Source organism: Nisaea sp. (genome assembly GCF_039990255.1).
Lineage (GTDB): Bacteria > Pseudomonadota > Alphaproteobacteria > Thalassobaculales > Thalassobaculaceae > Nisaea.
The window spans coordinates 196,676-210,717 of the sequence record NZ_JBDXGG010000025.1 but is presented as its reverse complement, the minus strand read 5'-3'; the positions used below and the strand labels follow the sequence as shown (position 1 = coordinate 210,717).

Genomic DNA, 14,042 nt, shown 5'->3' with positions numbered 1-14,042 from the left:
CGTGCTGCCGAGCCCGAAGCCATCGCAGCCGCGCGGCATTTACGACCGCACGACGCGCGGTATCCGCATCTATCTGGCGACGCCGCGCCTGCGGGGTCTGCTGGCGATCAATCTCGCCGTCGCGTCGGCCGGTGCGCTGGTGATCGTCAACACCGTGGTCTATGTGCAGGCCGCCTTCGGCCTCGACAACCAGGCGACGGCATTGGCGCTCGCAGCCTTCGGCGGCGGTTCGATGGTCGCGGCGCTGGCGTTGCCGAAGCTGCTGGAAGCCATTCCCGACCGCACCGCGATGCTGGCGGGCGCGGCGCTGCTGACGGCCGGCACGCTGACGGCTGCGGTTCTGCCCGGCTATGACTGGCTGCTGCCACTCTGGTTCGTGCTCGGCGTCGGCTATTCGACGGCGCAGACACCATCCGGCCGGCTGCTCCGGCGCTCGGCCAATCCCGAGGACCGCCCGGCGCTCTTCGCGGCGCAGTTCGCGCTTTCCCATGCTTGCTGGCTGATCGCCTATCCGCTCGCTGGCTGGGCTGGCGCGGCGCTCGGTCTGCCGGTCACGGCGATCATCCTCGCCGCTTTGGCCACGGTCGCGATCGCCATCGGCTTTGTGGTCTGGCCTGCCGAAGACCTGGAGATCGTCGAGCATAGCCATGACGATCTCCCGGCCAATCATCCGCACCTTGCCGAAGCCGGGCACGTACGTCGCCATGCCCATGCCTATGTGATCGACGATATGCACGTCGCATGGCCACGCGAACGCTAACCGGCAACGTGGAAGATCTGCTCTCTCTTGTCGGGCTGTTCGCCGTCGCCTTCGTCGCCGCTACGATCCTGCCGGCTCAATCCGAGGCTGCGCTGGTCGGACTGCTGATCCTCGGTGAGCAGTCACCCGTTTTGCTGGTGATCGTGGCGACGATCGGCAATGTCCTCGGCTCCGTCACCAACTGGCTGCTCGGCCGCTGGGTGGAACACTACCGCGACCGACGCTGGTTCCCCGTAGGCCAACAGGCTCTCGACCGCGCGACCGGGTGGTATCGAAGATGGGGCCGCTGGAGCCTGCTGCTCTCCTGGGCTCCGATTGGCGGCGATGCGCTCACCGTGGCGGCTGGCGTCCTGCGGGAACCGTTCTGGAGCTTCCTGATGCTCGTGACCGTCGCCAAGGCCGGTCGCTACATAGTGCTGGCGGCGATCACGTTGGGGCTCGTGTGATGTGGGCCTCTATCAGGATCTCGTCGCGTTCCAGCGCGAGATCTATCTGATCTTCGCCGTCACCCCGTATGTCCGCGCCGCTTCGGCTTTGGAAAGGCGGCCTTCAACAATGTCGCGGACCATCTCCTCTCAACGCCGCGGCGTCAGACGGGCATTCTTGTGGATGTTCATTCGCTCCCGACCGAGATCACTGAGGCTTCGACAACCTCAGCTTTCCCGGTCGGGTCCGAATGGACAACCTTCTGAAAACTCACAGCTAGCTTAGGCCGCGTCGCGCTGCGAACATCCGAAAATGGCTTGCGTCGGCGACGGATCCAACTGCGCTTAACCGATGTAGCCCAGTCCCGGAAAACGCTCGAGCAGCCAAAATGCTATCAGAGTGAGGCGGCCCGTCATCATCAGTATCCCCATGGCAATCATGATGCCGCCGGCGAAAATATTGAGGATGTGACCGGCATATCGGACGCGCTTGAACCCGGCTGCGATGCCGCTAAAGGCGACCGCAACTATCAGAAAGGGAATTCCCAACCCGACGCTATAGGCTGCCAGGAGGACCGCGCCACTTCCGGCCGACACCGCGGTTAGGGTAAGGATCGAGCCGAGGACCGGCCCAATACACGGTGTCCATCCAAAGGCGAATGTAAGCCCAAGCGTATAGGCCCCGGCTGGCCCCGATATGGTCTGCGGCCCCGGCAGTCTGAAATCTCTGAGTAGCGCCGGTATCTTGATCAGTCCTGTCATCACAAGGCCGAAACAAACGAGCAGCGCCCCGCCAAGGAGATTTGCCTCGACATTGTACCGCAGGAGAATGCCGCCGAACGCCTGCGCGCCAAGCCCAAGCATCACGAAGACGGTGGAGAACCCGGCTATGAAAAAAAGCGCTGACCAGACGACCCTGATGCGATCGGCAAGCTGCCTGGACGCAGGATCGACGCCACTGGACACAAACGAAAGATAGCCCGGCACAAGCGGGAGAACGCACGGGGAAACGAATGATATAGCACCCGCCACGATGGCCGTGAGAAGTCCGATGGCTGAGACATCGATCGCCAAGGCTGTCATCCTTCCTTTGTCGACTGCAATCCCTGATCCGCACTTGTGTCGGTTTAAATTCTCTAGCGACATGAGGTTCAACGGGAGCTCGGCTCAGCCTGCCGTGACATTGAGACGCGCATTAGGAGATCAAATTGTCGAGCGCGTGTTGGGATGGAGTCCGTTCCTGATGCTGCAGAAGCGGTTCGCCGAAGGTGAGTTTGAAGATTACGGCTTCGCGACGTCGGACAAAATTCGTTGGACGATGATCTCGGCATCCGGTCCCGCCCCCATGATCAGAGCCGATGCGCGATTGCGTTGCCACGGCCGCCCGACGAGGTAGATGCCCTTTACCGACGAAACGCCCGCGTCGTGCAGGAACGCGCCGTCGGGGCCCTTCGCTTCTTCAATGTCGAGCCATGAGCTGTCGTCCCGATAGCCAACGGCCCAGATGACGGTCCGGATGTTCGCCGAGGTTCCATCGGCAAAGCGCGCCGTGCCGCCGGACGCTTCGATGAGACGTGGTACGATCCGTATACCCAGTTTGGCCAGGCTCTCGATGCTTCGGTCCCTGTCCGGAAATGCATCCGACTGCTTGAGTTTACGGCCGATCCGAGAGCTCGCGGGAGCCTTGAGAACGCCAAGGAGGTTCAGCCACCACCAAATGGACTTGCCGAGGAAGCGTTCGGGAAAGAGCGTGCGCGGCTTCCCTGTCGCCAGGATCACGGGCTGGTGTCGGCGCGCTTCCACGGCGATATCCCGCCCGCTGGCGCCGTCTCCTACGACCAGGACCGGCCCGTCAGGCAATTGCCCGGGATTGCGGTAGGTTTCGGTCGTCAGCTGGAGGACCTCGCGTCCAAAGCGTGCAGCGAGTTTCGGGACAAGCGCAACCTGGAATCCGCCCGTCCCCACCACCACCGCGCTGGCGGAGATTTTTGTCCCATTTTCGAGCTCGGCGTCGAACTGCTCGCCCACTTTTGAAAGGCGGATGACGCGTTGGCCAAGCTGGAGCGGAAGTCCCAAGTGGGATGCGTACGTCTCGAGATAGTCCGCAAACTCGTCACGGCCTGCGTAGAGTTCCCGGTTGCCGGGTAGCTCAAGACCCGGCAGCGTGCTGAACTGACGGGGCGTGAACAGCGTGAGCGAGTCGTAGCGCGCCCGCCAGCTGTCGCCCACCCGTCGATGACCGTCGACGATGACAAACGGCACACCGGCATGCTTCAGGTGGTATCCGGCCGCGAGCCCAGCCTGTCCGGCTCCGACGACGAGGACGAACGGCTTCATCACACTACGACGACCTGTGCGCCGACCGGCACACGCTCGTAAAGGTCCTCGACATGGTCGTTGACCATCCGGATACAGCCGTTCGAGACGGCCTTGCCGATGGTCCATGGCTCCGTCGTGCCGTGGATGCGGTAGAGCGTGTCACGCCCGTCTCGATAGAGATAAAGCGCCCGCGAACCCAGCGGATTGCCGGGCCCGCCCTTCATGCCGCCGGCGTAACGCGCGTACTTTTTGGGATCGCGGCGGATCATGTTGTCGGTGGGGCGCCAGGACGGCCACTTCGCCTTGCGGCCGACAAGGGCCGATCCGGAAAAGGCCAGGCCCGCTTTGCCGACGCCGATCCCGTAGCGGCGGGCAAGGCCCGGTCCCTCGATCAGATACAAGTAGCGGTCGCGCGGGGCGACCACGATCGTGCCTGCCGGATAGTCGTAGGGAACCGTCACGATTTGCGGCAGGAAACGCTCCTCCAGCACGAACTTGCCTTTGGCCTTCGCCGCCACGGCTTGTCCCGAGGCTGCCAGCAACACCACCAGGCCAAGTCCGAAGGCGCGTCGATCGATGCGGTGACTCCGGTCGGAGTCCGGCGCCTCCAAGGGATCAGTGTTGATGGCCATCGTCGGCCTCCGGCGGGGTGACGTCGGGAACCAGCTTTTCGACCTGGGCGCCGGCTCTCAGCTCGGAAATGATCCGTCGTTCTTCCGCGGCTTCCAGCGATTGCCGGATTTGCGGCGCGACTGCGTCGAACGGCGGGGCCGGCCTGTTGCGTGCCTCCTCGAGCAGAACGACGTGGAAGCCGAAAGCGGTCGTCACCGGCGTCTGCGTGAACTCGCCGGGCTGAAGCTGCGCAGCCGCCGCCTCGACCTCGGGCATGACCTGTCCTTCGGCGATGAAGCCAAGATCGCCGCCTTTGACCTTGGACACCTCATCAACCGAGCGTTCCTGCGCGAGCTCGGCGAACGGCCGGCCCGACTTCAGCGCCTCGATCACCTCCAGCGCGTCGCCTTCGCTGCGAAGCAGGATGTGCCGCAGGCGGCGCTCCGGCACCGGCGGGATTTTTCCGACCTGTTCGTCATAGGCCGCCTTCACCGCTTCATCCGTCACCGCTGCGGCTACACGCTGCTCGAGAAAGAGCGAGCGCAACGTTTGCGCCTCGAAGAAGGCGAGCTGTCGCTTGTAGGCGTCCTGATCGGCGACATTGGCCTTGCGCGCCGCCTCCGCGACGATCCTGAGCTCAATCAGCGCATCCACCAGCACGGAGCGCTTGGCATCTGCCGGCATCTGGCCAAGCTGCGGAGCATACATCTCCTCGGCGATGGCGAGGTCCTCGACTGTTATCTCCTGACCGTTGACGCGGCCGACGACGTCGGCGTCCTGGGCGCGGACAACCGGCGCGAGCGCTATGGAAGCGGCGAGGATTGCCGCACCGAATGTGAGGCGCGCCTTCCATCCCGCGAACATGATATTTCCTGTCATCAGACGCTCCTACTGTTTCCCGGCCGCGGCGATCAGCGGATCGATGATCGCGCTGAAGCGCTCGAGGCTGAGCGCGCCCTTCTGCATCTGGCCGTTGATGAAGAAAGTCGGCGTGGAATCGACCCCGAAAGACTTGCCGGCTTCCGCGACGGCATTGACCTTTTCGAGCAGCGCCTGGTCCTGCAGGCACTTTTCGAAATCGGCGGTGTCCATGCCCGTCATGCCCATGACGGACTTCAGCGCGCCTGTGCCATCGGCGACGCGCGCCCAGTTGTCCTGGGTCCGGTAGAGCAGGTCGATGGTCGGATACCATTTGTCGTCGCCGGCGCAGCGCGCCAGCATGAAGCCGCCCGAAGAGCGCGGGTCGAAGGGGAACTCGCGCATGATGAACCGGACCTGGCCGGTATCGACATACTTTTTCTTGAGTTCCGGCCACACCGACACATGAAAGGTGCGGCAATGCGGGCAGGTCAGGGATGCGTACTCGATGATGGTGACGGGCGCGTCGTCCGGCCCAAAGCTCTTTTCGGGGAGCGCTCCCGGCGCCAGCAGCGCTTCCGGTGTGGGTTGTGCCCTGAGCAGCACAGGATAGGCGGCGACCAAACCGAAGGCGGCAGTGCCGAAAATGAGGTTGCGACGTTTCATGTCGGGTCCTTTCGAAAGAACTTATGGTGCAACCTCCAGCCACTGGAGGTGCAAGAGGCGTTCAGGCAATCGCTCGTGTGCCGCCGCGAACAATGATCGGGGTCGGCGTGGCGACACGGCCGTAGAGGTCGATGATGTCCTGGTTCATCAGCCGGACGCAGCCGCTGGAGACCGCCTTGCCGATGGTCCAGTATTCCGGCGTGCCGTGCAGCCGGTAGAGCGTGTCTTCGCCGTTCTGGAAAATGTAGAGCGCTCGCGCTCCGAGCGGGTTGTCGAGCCCGGGCGGCTGGCCGCCATTGTCGGCGCTCCACTTTTCAAGTTCGGGCTGGCGCGCGATCATTTCGGCCGGAGGCGTCCACTTCGGCCATCGCTGCTTCCACTGGATGACGCCTTCGCCTGACCAGGTGAAGCCCTGACGTCCCAGGCCGACGCCATACCGCATTGCCTTGCCGCCGGGTCGGACGAGATAGAGGTAATAGGATCGCGTATCGACCACGACCGTCCCGGGACGTTCACCGGTCGGATCGTCGACGAGCTGCCTGTAGAAGCGCTTGTCGACCTTGGTCAGGTCGACGGCGGGGATCGGAAAATCCTCCTCCGGCATCGCCCGGTACATGGATGCATATGAAGGGTCGGTGGCGGGCTTGTCAGGCGCCGGGGCCGCGGGCTGGTTGCCGGTGGTCGAACAGCCGGACAGGATCAGCCCGCCGGCCGCTGCCGCGCTCAAGCTCAGGAATTGTCTGCGGGAGAGGAGGGTTTGGGCGTCTCTGAAGGTCACTGTTACGCTCACAAATAGGTCGTCGGGAATCCAGCGCCTGCGGGACAGGCGATGCCGGGGACAAGAAACGACCGTTGAAGCGCATCATGTCCGGGAGGTTCCCGGCCCGCGGCGCGACCGATCGTTTTCGACGCGAGACGCTATTTGGGAGGGGGGACGACCTGGGAGAGGAGCCCGGGTCGGATCGAGAGCGCGCGCCTTTCCAGGGGCGAACGGTGCACTTCACGCAGGGCGGGAGCGTGCCAGGCGGCAAGCCAGTTGCAGCTGTCATGGCATTTAGTTGCCGCGTCTGGAGTGAGCGGCGCGGCGTCTTCCCCGTCGTCCGCGGGGTCGTCCGGGAGGAGGGAGACGATCGTCGTCGGTTCCTCGATAGCAGCGGCCGACGGCAGCGCGGCGTGCAGGGTGACGAAACAGAACAGGAGGAGAGCGAGCAGGGTTCTGGCCATCGCGTCACTCATCCGGGGAGTGAGGATCGGCAAGGGCCGCGTCGGGCCGGCTGATCGGCACCGAAGTGAGTGACGTCCGCTTGGCCAACGCGGACTGGCCGCTGCGCTCGAGCAGCTTCCGGAAACTCGGATGCATGCCGCCATCGGCGTAGGCATGAGCCGAAAATGCACTGCCGGTCGAAAGGAGATTGTCCATCGCGAGGCGGTCGGACTGCTGCCTGGCGGCGACCAGAGGATCGCCCGCGTTCAGTGCCGGTGGGCATGCCGCGAGAACGCTTTGCGGCTCGCCTCCCTCAAACTCCCTGTCGAAGACATAGCGTCCCTCGCAATACGAGACCTTCGGCTGCCGGCGCGTGACCTCGAAAATGTCGTAGCCTTGCTTGAGGTCCGACCAGAAGGCGAAGTTCGGGTCGTTTCGGTTCTTCGCCATGTTCTGCGGCGTCATCCGGAACGGAAATGCCTGGACCTGGAAAGAGCCCTGGCCGCCCTTGAGCGCCTCGCGCGCGACCGCGTAGATCTCGCCGACGCCCTCATCGGTCAGCGCGTAGCAGCCCGAAGATGAGCAGGCCCCATGCACCATGAGTGCCTCGCCGGAATACCCTAAAGCCGCTTCGAGCTTGTTCGGATAGCCGAGATTGAAGGACAGGTAGTATTGCGACTTGGGATTCAGCATGCCGGCGGAGACATGGTAGAAACCCTCCGGCGCCTGCCGGTCACCGTTTTCTTTCTTGGGTCCGAGCTTTCCGGACCACCGGCACATCGGATAGGTCTTAAGCAGCGCGAACTTGCCACTTCGGTCGCGCTTCCAGATCTCCAGTTCGCTTTCCTGCTTGAATATCCTGACGAGGATGGGCGCGGAGGGCGACATCGATTTGCGCGACATCTCCGCCACGAGCCTGGCAGGAACAGGCTGCGTCGCCTTGCCGTCGACATCGAGAACAGTGGACACGCAGGCGCTCAGCAAAAGCGCGAGCGCTGCAATCCCTCCCATTTTGACGGCCGTCAACATCATCGGAAACCATGTTTTGCGGCACGCACCATTATCTCGACGGCCGTTTATATTGTCCGCATATCATAGTTAAGATGATGTTTCCGCCCACAAATGCGCGAGCGGCAAAGGACCGCAGCGGCACCGAAGTTCAACCAGGCCTGGGAAATGGCGGTTACGAAAGCGGGCCGAAACGCCAGAGATGGGACAAGCAACAATTGGGAAGGCGCTGGCGATGTGGATGGAAAGATCGACACCATTGATAGCAGCCGCGCTCCTCTTTTCCTTCGTTGTTCCGCTCTTCGGGTACGTCTATCTCGGACCGCTTTACGCGACACTGTTCCTGACCGGATATCTCGGCGGATTTTGCCTCTGGCTTCTCGTGCCGTCACGCGCGCCATGGGTGTCGATCAGGATGCCGTATTGGTTCACGATGGCTGCCTTTCTCTTCCTGCACAAGCTCGAGGAAAATCGCATGGCGTTCTTCGAGGTCGTGTCCGATCGTATCACCGGAACGCCGATTCCGGACGTCTCAGTGGGGCTGATCCTGGCCCTGCTGATCATCCCGGTGGGCGCGTGGCTTGCCGTTCCCGTGCTCATGTCGCGCGACCAGGAGTTTGGCCGCTATCTCGCCTGGACGTTCTTCGCCTCGATAGGGATCACCGAACTCGCGCATTTTGCCCTGCCGCTGCTCACCGATGGGCCGTACGGCTACTTCCCCGGCATGGCGAGCGTCGTGGTGCTTGCGCCGCTTGCGTGGTGGGGCATGTGGCGTCTGGCCCACCCCGCTGCGTGACGCTCCATCGGTACTCGGCAATTGCCGTGAGAAATCGGTTGGAGTGGGCTAGGTCCGATTGCTGCCACGTCCCGCAGCGCAACGAAACGCCGCATGGCTGCGTCGCCAGGCGTTCACTACTTTCCGCAAAGAACAGGAAGACGACGGAGTGCCCAAGTCTTGGATCACATCAGCACCGAAGAAAGCCGCGCGCTTGGCCGTCGTCGAGCACGAATGAACTGGGTGGTCTTTTCCCTGCTGGCCGCCTTTGTCGTGGCCGTCTTCGTCCTGAGCTTCACCCACATTCAAGGCGAATCTAATCCTCCGGAAGCCGCCGCCGGATCCGAGTAACAGATCGATCACCGACGCTTGAGTGGCGCGTTGCCTGAGGGGAGGCGACAACTGGCCGAAGAGGTACGGTTCACTTCATGGCTTTGCGGCTGGGTATATTTCTGGCAGCCGGTTCGACGGCATATGTCACGCTGGCAAGCGTGTTCTGGGCGGTGTGTGTCGTACTCGGCCACAACACAATGGAGATGCTCTATGGCGGAACCGCGGTCTACCTGTTCACTCTTGCCGCAGCCGTCGAAGGCGCCTGGCTCTTGCCGGAGGAAATCAGAAGCTCTTCCTCATTCACAAGGCTGACCCAAAGGTTCAGGTCTTTCTGCGACTGACGCTTGAGATACTGGATCTCGGTGTCCTTCCACAACAAAACCTTCTGCTCGATGTTGTCGAGGATGAAGTCGCCCAGGTCGGTGACGACGGTCAGGACGGCATGCCCGCCGCCCTTGGCATCGCGCCCGACTGTCAGGAGCAGGGCTCCCAGCGGATAGCCCATTTCGTTGAGGCGCTTGCGTTTCAGGAGCGCGTAGTCCTCGCAATCACCGACCTTCGTCGGATACTCCCAGCGCTCCTCGACGCCGAAGATCTCAATGTCGGTCAGTGGCGCAACCGCCGCGTTCACATCGGAATTGACCAGAACGATCTCCCGCCAGCGAGGTTCGGTGAGCCTGATCATCGCTCCTTCCGGACCGCGGGCACAGCGCTCGCCGTAGCGGCGGCAATATTCGTAGTACCCGATCGGCATGGTCGTGGCGCCGTAAGTCACCATGTTGCGAATAGTGGTCGGCTGGGTCGGATTGAAATGAAAGGCGTTCGCCCAAGCGGCGATGCAGGACATTCCGAGCGCGATGGCGCAGGCAATCAGGCGGATCATTCGAACGTCTCCCCGTGGTCGCACGAGTGATAGACGATCGTCTTCAATATCGAGCAAAATCAATGTGTTGGATTATACTCGAACTTTCTGCGAATTGACGTTATTGCGGCTACGGCTGATTCACCAAACCGGACGAACCGCGTCAGTTGAGATTGAGGTCACCCTCTCCGTGACGATGCCGCGTCAGCAAGTTGCGTGACCGGACAACATCGGCCTCAACCTCTAATTCGGTGCCGCTCTCGAAGACCAGCGTCAGACTGCTCCTTGTCCGGTCCGGGGGCAGAGACGCCGGCTGGTCCAGGCGAAGACGAACGCCGTTCCAGCGCATCGACAGCTCTGCATGGCCGGGGATTGGCAGCACCCTGTCTGCCGGCAGTTCCCTGGTTTTTCCTGAACTGAATTCGGTCTGGACGATGGTGACCCGTCCGAACAGCTCGCTTCGGACCGATGTCAGCGAAACCTGTGTCTGCGATCCGTTCCAGATGGTCAGGTAGGCTTCAGCCGCGTCGTCATCTGGAATGAGGAGTTCGGCGTGCTCGACGGTCAAGGTCTGCGGCGGGTTCAAATGATCGACGGCACCATCGGACGCCTGGGCCGGTAGGACAGCAAACATCATGGCAGCGACCATCGCCCGTATATCCATCATGTCAGCGGCCCCTTCTTTCGGCTTCATTCTCTCAACCTCGATTTGGGCAGGGCGGTGAATTCGCCACCTGACGCTGTGCGGCAATTGAGCGCGTTTGCCTTGCGGTCGATGTGGCCATATAGCTATAGCCACTGGAGATAGAGAATGCTTACAATCGGAGATCTGTCGCGACAGACAAGGGTCAAAGTCCCGACCATTCGCTACTATGAACAGATGGGCCTGCTGGCGGCCGCGGAGCGATCCGAGGGCAACCAGCGTCGCTATGAAAAGAAGGATCGGGAGCGTCTATCCTTCATCAAGCATGCGCGCGATCTTGGCTTCACGATCGAAGCCATCCGCGAGCTTCTGGCGCTGAATGCTCATCCGGAGAGTCCGTGTGCCGATGCCCACCATATAGCAGAGCGTCAGCTGCAGCTGGTGCGGGACAAGATTGCAAAACTTCGGTTGCTCGAGAAGGAGCTGGGACGCATCACCACCCGCTGCGACGGCGATCACATCAAGGACTGCTACGTGATCGAATCTCTGGCGAACCACGAGCTCTGCCGCAGCGATCATTGAAACCTGCACAACGGCTCGGTTGCCTGCATCCGGTCTGCCTATCGACGCAGGAACGAGCGGAACGCATCAAGCGTCTCGGCGCTGACATGATGCTCGATACCCTCGGCATCTATGCGCGCCGTCTCAGGGCTGATGCCGAGAGCGCACAGGAACGATTCCACAATCTGGTGGCGCTCACGGCTGGAGCGCGCAAGTTCCTTGCCTTCATCCGTCAGAAACACGCCGCGATAGGGGCGGCGTTGGATGAGACCATCGGACGTCAACCGCTTCAGCATCTTCGCTACCGTTGGCTGCGCCACGCCGAGCCGTGAGGCGATGTCGACCTGTCGCGCCTCGCCGTCATGCTCGATCAGATCGGCGATCAACTCCACATAGTCCTCGACCAGCTCCGTCCGCCGATTGCTGCGGGTCTGTCGAAAACTTTCCACCTGCGTGTCGGCATCCAGGAGACCGGCTGCCGTTTCGTTGTTCGCTACTCGGTCGTTCATGTGTTCCGCTTTGTCTCCCGGCAGGCAAATATCATAGCCATAGCTATATCTCATTCCGGACAGGGCGTCACGGTGCCGGTGGTCATCTCTGGGAATATAGCCATTGCTATATTTCGGAGGGCATGCTTTTCTTATTTGCAGCTGCTAAGAGGGAGGAGCTGCGGTGAGGAACTGGCTGGCATTCGATCTCAAACGTCGGGGGCTTATCGGCGCGGGCTTGCTCGCCGCCGGTGGGGCAGCGCTCAGCGGCCGCTCCGCGCTCGGGCAGACGGCGCATCCGGCCGGGCATGGCGCTAGCCCGGCTGCGCAGGGTGAAGCCGCGGCTTCACCGCATCGTGTTGCCCACGGCGCGATGATCACCGTGGGCGACGTCGACGATACGCGAAACGGCTTCGATCCGACCGCCATGCTGACGGACTGGGACACCGGCACTGCGTCGACGCTTCCCGACGGACGGCGCCTGCGCACCTTCGAGGTCACGGCCGAGGACAAGGAGATCGAGATCGCACCCGGGGTCGTGTTCCCCGCGTGGACGTTCAACGGCCGCGTGCCCGGCCCAGCGTTGCGCGCGATCGAGGGTGAGCGGCTGCGGATCGTCTTTCGCAACTATGGCTCGCATCCGCATTCGATGCATTTCCATGGCATCCATGCGGCGCGCATGGACGGCATTCCGGGTGCCGGCCTGATCGGACCCGGCGAGGAGTTCGTCTACGAGTTCGACGCGACCCCGTTCGGCTGCCACCTCTATCATTGTCACGCGCTGCCGCTGGCGCGCCACATCCACAAGGGCATGTACGGCCTGTTCATCGTCGACCCCGACCCCGAACGGCATCCCGACTTTACCGACGTGGCGCGATCCCGCCTGCTCGGCACGCCGGAAAACGCCCGCTGGCAGGAGCTGGCTATGGTGATGAACGCCTTCGATACGACCTTCGACGGCGAGAACGAGTTCTATGCCTGCAACACCATTGCGCACTGCTATGCCAAGAAGCCGATCAGGATCGAGAAGCAACGCCCCGTTCGCGTCTATCTCATGAACATCACCGAGTTCGATCCGATCAACTCGTTCCACCTGCATGCCAACTTCTTCGACTACTACGATCAGGGCACGACGCTGACGCCGACGCTGAAGACCGTCGACGTCATCATGCAGTGCCAGGCCCAGCGCGGCATTCTGGAGTTCACCTTCGCCAACCATGAGCCGGGCCTCTATATGTTCCATGCCCACCAGTCGGAGTTTACCGAACTCGGGTGGATGGGGATGTTCGACGTCGTGGAGGCCGTGTCGTGAACGACAGCCCTGCGAACAGCACCTCCCTGATTACCGCGACCTCTACGAAGACGCCAATCTGGCGGACCCTAGTGTGGGTGATCCTGCCGCTCCTTGTGCTGGCGGCAGCGATCTGGTGGCTCATCGCCACCAATCCCATTGCCCGCTTCGACAATGGCGCGCCTCCGGTGGAAGCGCTGACGGTCGAGCGGACCATTCTCGATCAGAACGGTCTCCGACTCCTCGTGCGCGCCGGCGGTTCCGAGCCGATGACAATCGCGCAGATGCAGGTCGACGCGGCCTATTGGGAATTCGTCCAGACGCCTGCCGGACCGATCGCCAGAGGCGACACGGCGTGGATCAGCCTGCCGTTCCCGTGGGTTCTCGGCGAAGCGCACACGGTTGTCTTCGTCACCAACACGGGGGCGACCTTCGAGCACGCCATACCGGTCGCGGTCGCCACACCCGTCGCCACCTCCGGCAACCTGGTGTCACAGGCCATTCTGGGCGCCTTCGTCGGCATCCTGCCAGTCGCGGTCGGCCTGATGTTCTATCCCGCCCTGCGCGGCGCCGGTCCGGCTACCATGGATTTCCTGCTGGCCCTCACCGTCGGTCTGCTCGGTTTCCTGATCGTCGACACGCTGGAAGATGCCCTTGAATTCGCCGCGCAGGCGGCCGCCGTCTTCCAGGGCCAGGCGATGGTCGTCCTGACGGCCGCGGCGAGCTTCCTGCTGCTGATGGCTGTATCGCGCCGCCAGGGCCGTCCCTCGGGCCTGGCGCTTGCCGCCTATATCGCGCTCGGCATCGGGCTGCATAATCTCGGCGAGGGGCTGGCCATCGGCGCCGCCTTCGCCGCGGGTGCCGCGGGCCTTGGGACGTTTCTCGTGATTGGCTTTACCCTGCACAACATCACCGAGGGGATCGGGATAGCCGCTCCGATCCTGAAGGTGCGGCCGCCGCTCTGGGCCTTCGCCGCCCTCACGCTTCTGGCGGGAGGACCCGCGGTCGCGGGCATCTGGCTCGGCAGTCTCGCCTATGCGCCACACTGGTCGGCGCTGGCGCTCGCCATTGGCGCCGGCGCCATCCTGCAGGTGATAGTCGAGGTCGGCGCCTTGCTGGCGCGAAACAGGGGCGGCGCGAACGCTGCGATCAGTTCACCGCCGGTGTTGGCCGGTCTCGCGGTGGGTGTCGCCTTCATGTATGTGACGGCCATGCTGGTGAAGATCTGACGCTGCGT

The 14,042-nt window shown here is 62.8% G+C and carries 18 protein-coding genes; 7 read left to right on the top strand and 11 right to left on the bottom strand.

Annotated elements, in window-relative coordinates:
- Both ABJ076_RS23315 and ABJ076_RS23310 read left to right on the top strand, forming a co-directional pair.
- Positions 1–760, top strand: a 760-nt coding sequence (locus ABJ076_RS23315; RefSeq protein ID WP_348513300.1) for an MFS transporter, incomplete at its 5' end; no start/stop codon positions are given.
- Positions 742–1,206 (top strand): YqaA family protein, encoded by a 465-nt coding sequence (locus tag ABJ076_RS23310; protein WP_348195783.1) that lies wholly within the window; start codon positions 742–744, stop codon positions 1,204–1,206. The genes ABJ076_RS23315 and ABJ076_RS23310, both read left to right, overlap by 19 nt.
- 324 nt (positions 1,207–1,530) lie before the next feature.
- Here the strand turns inward: ABJ076_RS23310 and ABJ076_RS23305 are convergent, their stop codons facing one another.
- The 8 genes from ABJ076_RS23305 to ABJ076_RS23270 form a co-directional block, all read right to left on the bottom strand.
- A complete protein-coding gene (locus ABJ076_RS23305; RefSeq protein WP_348202936.1) occupies positions 1,531–2,259 on the bottom strand; it encodes a cytochrome c biogenesis protein CcdA in 729 nt (242 codons plus the stop codon).
- 207 nt (positions 2,260–2,466) lie between these two features.
- A complete protein-coding gene (locus ABJ076_RS23300; protein ID WP_348195782.1) occupies positions 2,467–3,522 on the bottom strand; it encodes an NAD(P)/FAD-dependent oxidoreductase in 1,056 nt (351 codons plus the stop codon).
- Complete coding sequence (locus ABJ076_RS23295; protein WP_348195781.1) at positions 3,522–4,136, bottom strand: L,D-transpeptidase; 615 nt, start codon at positions 4,134–4,136, stop codon at positions 3,522–3,524. The genes ABJ076_RS23300 and ABJ076_RS23295 overlap by 1 nt, the downstream gene beginning before the upstream one ends.
- Positions 4,120–4,995 (bottom strand): peptidylprolyl isomerase, encoded by an 876-nt coding sequence (locus tag ABJ076_RS23290; protein WP_348195780.1) that lies wholly within the window; start codon positions 4,993–4,995, stop codon positions 4,120–4,122. The genes ABJ076_RS23295 and ABJ076_RS23290 overlap by 17 nt, the downstream gene beginning before the upstream one ends.
- 9 nt (positions 4,996–5,004) lie before the next feature.
- Complete coding sequence (locus ABJ076_RS23285) at positions 5,005–5,640, bottom strand: DsbA family protein (protein WP_348195779.1); 636 nt, start codon at positions 5,638–5,640, stop codon at positions 5,005–5,007.
- Positions 5,641–5,701: 61 nt separating this feature from the next.
- A complete protein-coding gene (locus ABJ076_RS23280) occupies positions 5,702–6,418 on the bottom strand; it encodes a L,D-transpeptidase (RefSeq protein WP_348202935.1) in 717 nt (238 codons plus the stop codon).
- A gap of 140 nt (positions 6,419–6,558) precedes the next feature.
- The gene (locus ABJ076_RS23275) at positions 6,559–6,864 is read right to left on the bottom strand and encodes a hypothetical protein (protein WP_348195777.1); all 306 of its coding nucleotides are present in this window, start codon (positions 6,862–6,864) and stop codon (positions 6,559–6,561) included.
- Between the two features lie 4 nt (positions 6,865–6,868).
- Positions 6,869–7,855 (bottom strand): murein L,D-transpeptidase family protein, encoded by a 987-nt coding sequence (locus tag ABJ076_RS23270; protein ID WP_348208652.1) that lies wholly within the window; start codon positions 7,853–7,855, stop codon positions 6,869–6,871.
- A 199-nt stretch (positions 7,856–8,054) separates the two neighbouring features.
- On the opposite strand from ABJ076_RS23270, the gene ABJ076_RS23265 reads away from it, so the two are divergent.
- Positions 8,055–8,648 (top strand): hypothetical protein, encoded by a 594-nt coding sequence (locus ABJ076_RS23265; protein WP_348208650.1) that lies wholly within the window; start codon positions 8,055–8,057, stop codon positions 8,646–8,648.
- A gap of 159 nt (positions 8,649–8,807) precedes the next feature.
- Positions 8,808–8,978: a hypothetical protein gene (locus ABJ076_RS23260; protein WP_348195774.1), complete on the top strand. Its 171-nt coding sequence runs from the start codon at positions 8,808–8,810 to the stop codon at positions 8,976–8,978.
- 208 nt (positions 8,979–9,186) lie between these two features.
- Here ABJ076_RS23260 and ABJ076_RS23255 read toward each other — a convergent pair whose 3' ends face one another.
- Positions 9,187–9,843, bottom strand: a complete 657-nt coding sequence (locus ABJ076_RS23255; RefSeq protein WP_348195773.1) for a transglutaminase-like cysteine peptidase — start codon at positions 9,841–9,843, stop codon at positions 9,187–9,189.
- Positions 9,844–9,985: 142 nt separating this feature from the next.
- Positions 9,986–10,516, bottom strand: a complete 531-nt coding sequence (locus ABJ076_RS23250; RefSeq protein ID WP_348195772.1) for a copper chaperone PCu(A)C — start codon at positions 10,514–10,516, stop codon at positions 9,986–9,988.
- A gap of 117 nt (positions 10,517–10,633) precedes the next feature.
- Here ABJ076_RS23250 and ABJ076_RS23245 point away from each other — a divergent pair, with 117 nt between their 5' ends.
- Complete coding sequence (locus ABJ076_RS23245) at positions 10,634–11,047, top strand: helix-turn-helix domain-containing protein (RefSeq protein ID WP_348195771.1); 414 nt, start codon at positions 10,634–10,636, stop codon at positions 11,045–11,047.
- Between the two features lie 38 nt (positions 11,048–11,085).
- On the opposite strand, the gene mntR is transcribed toward ABJ076_RS23245, so the two are convergent.
- Positions 11,086–11,535, bottom strand: coding sequence for a manganese-binding transcriptional regulator MntR (gene mntR, locus ABJ076_RS23240; protein ID WP_348195770.1), 450 nt, complete (start codon positions 11,533–11,535; stop codon positions 11,086–11,088).
- 163 nt (positions 11,536–11,698) lie between these two features.
- Between mntR and ABJ076_RS23235 the strand changes: the two genes are divergently transcribed.
- Both ABJ076_RS23235 and ABJ076_RS23230 read left to right on the top strand, forming a co-directional pair.
- The gene (locus ABJ076_RS23235) at positions 11,699–12,826 is read left to right on the top strand and encodes a multicopper oxidase domain-containing protein (protein ID WP_348195769.1); all 1,128 of its coding nucleotides are present in this window, start codon (positions 11,699–11,701) and stop codon (positions 12,824–12,826) included.
- On the top strand, positions 12,823–14,034 hold the full coding sequence (locus ABJ076_RS23230; protein WP_348202933.1) for a metal transporter: 1,212 nt from the start codon (positions 12,823–12,825) through the stop codon (positions 14,032–14,034). The genes ABJ076_RS23235 and ABJ076_RS23230 overlap by 4 nt, the downstream gene beginning before the upstream one ends.
- Positions 14,035–14,042 lie beyond the last annotated feature (8 nt).

What these genes read in the sequence shown, in the direction of transcription:
- ABJ076_RS23310 (WP_348195783.1), top strand. Translation starts at nt 742, where the DNA reads ATGGCCACGCGAACGCTAACCGGCAACGTGGAAGATCTGCTCTCTCTT.
- ABJ076_RS23300 (WP_348195782.1), bottom strand. Translation starts at nt 3,522, where the DNA reads ATGAAGCCGTTCGTCCTCGTCGTCGGAGCCGGACAGGCTGGGCTCGCG.
- ABJ076_RS23295 (WP_348195781.1), bottom strand. Translation starts at nt 4,136, where the DNA reads ATGGCCATCAACACTGATCCCTTGGAGGCGCCGGACTCCGACCGGAGT.
- ABJ076_RS23290 (WP_348195780.1), bottom strand. Translation starts at nt 4,995, where the DNA reads ATGACAGGAAATATCATGTTCGCGGGATGGAAGGCGCGCCTCACATTC.
- ABJ076_RS23285 (WP_348195779.1), bottom strand. Translation starts at nt 5,640, where the DNA reads ATGAAACGTCGCAACCTCATTTTCGGCACTGCCGCCTTCGGTTTGGTC.
- ABJ076_RS23275 (WP_348195777.1), bottom strand. Translation starts at nt 6,864, where the DNA reads ATGGCCAGAACCCTGCTCGCTCTCCTCCTGTTCTGTTTCGTCACCCTG.
- ABJ076_RS23270 (WP_348208652.1), bottom strand. Translation starts at nt 7,855, where the DNA reads ATGGGAGGGATTGCAGCGCTCGCGCTTTTGCTGAGCGCCTGCGTGTCC.
- ABJ076_RS23265 (WP_348208650.1), top strand. Translation starts at nt 8,055, where the DNA reads ATGGGACAAGCAACAATTGGGAAGGCGCTGGCGATGTGGATGGAAAGA.
- ABJ076_RS23255 (WP_348195773.1), bottom strand. Translation starts at nt 9,843, where the DNA reads ATGATCCGCCTGATTGCCTGCGCCATCGCGCTCGGAATGTCCTGCATC.
- ABJ076_RS23250 (WP_348195772.1), bottom strand. Translation starts at nt 10,516, where the DNA reads ATGAAGCCGAAAGAAGGGGCCGCTGACATGATGGATATACGGGCGATG.
- ABJ076_RS23245 (WP_348195771.1), top strand. Translation starts at nt 10,634, where the DNA reads ATGCTTACAATCGGAGATCTGTCGCGACAGACAAGGGTCAAAGTCCCG.
- mntR (WP_348195770.1), bottom strand. Translation starts at nt 11,535, where the DNA reads ATGAACGACCGAGTAGCGAACAACGAAACGGCAGCCGGTCTCCTGGAT.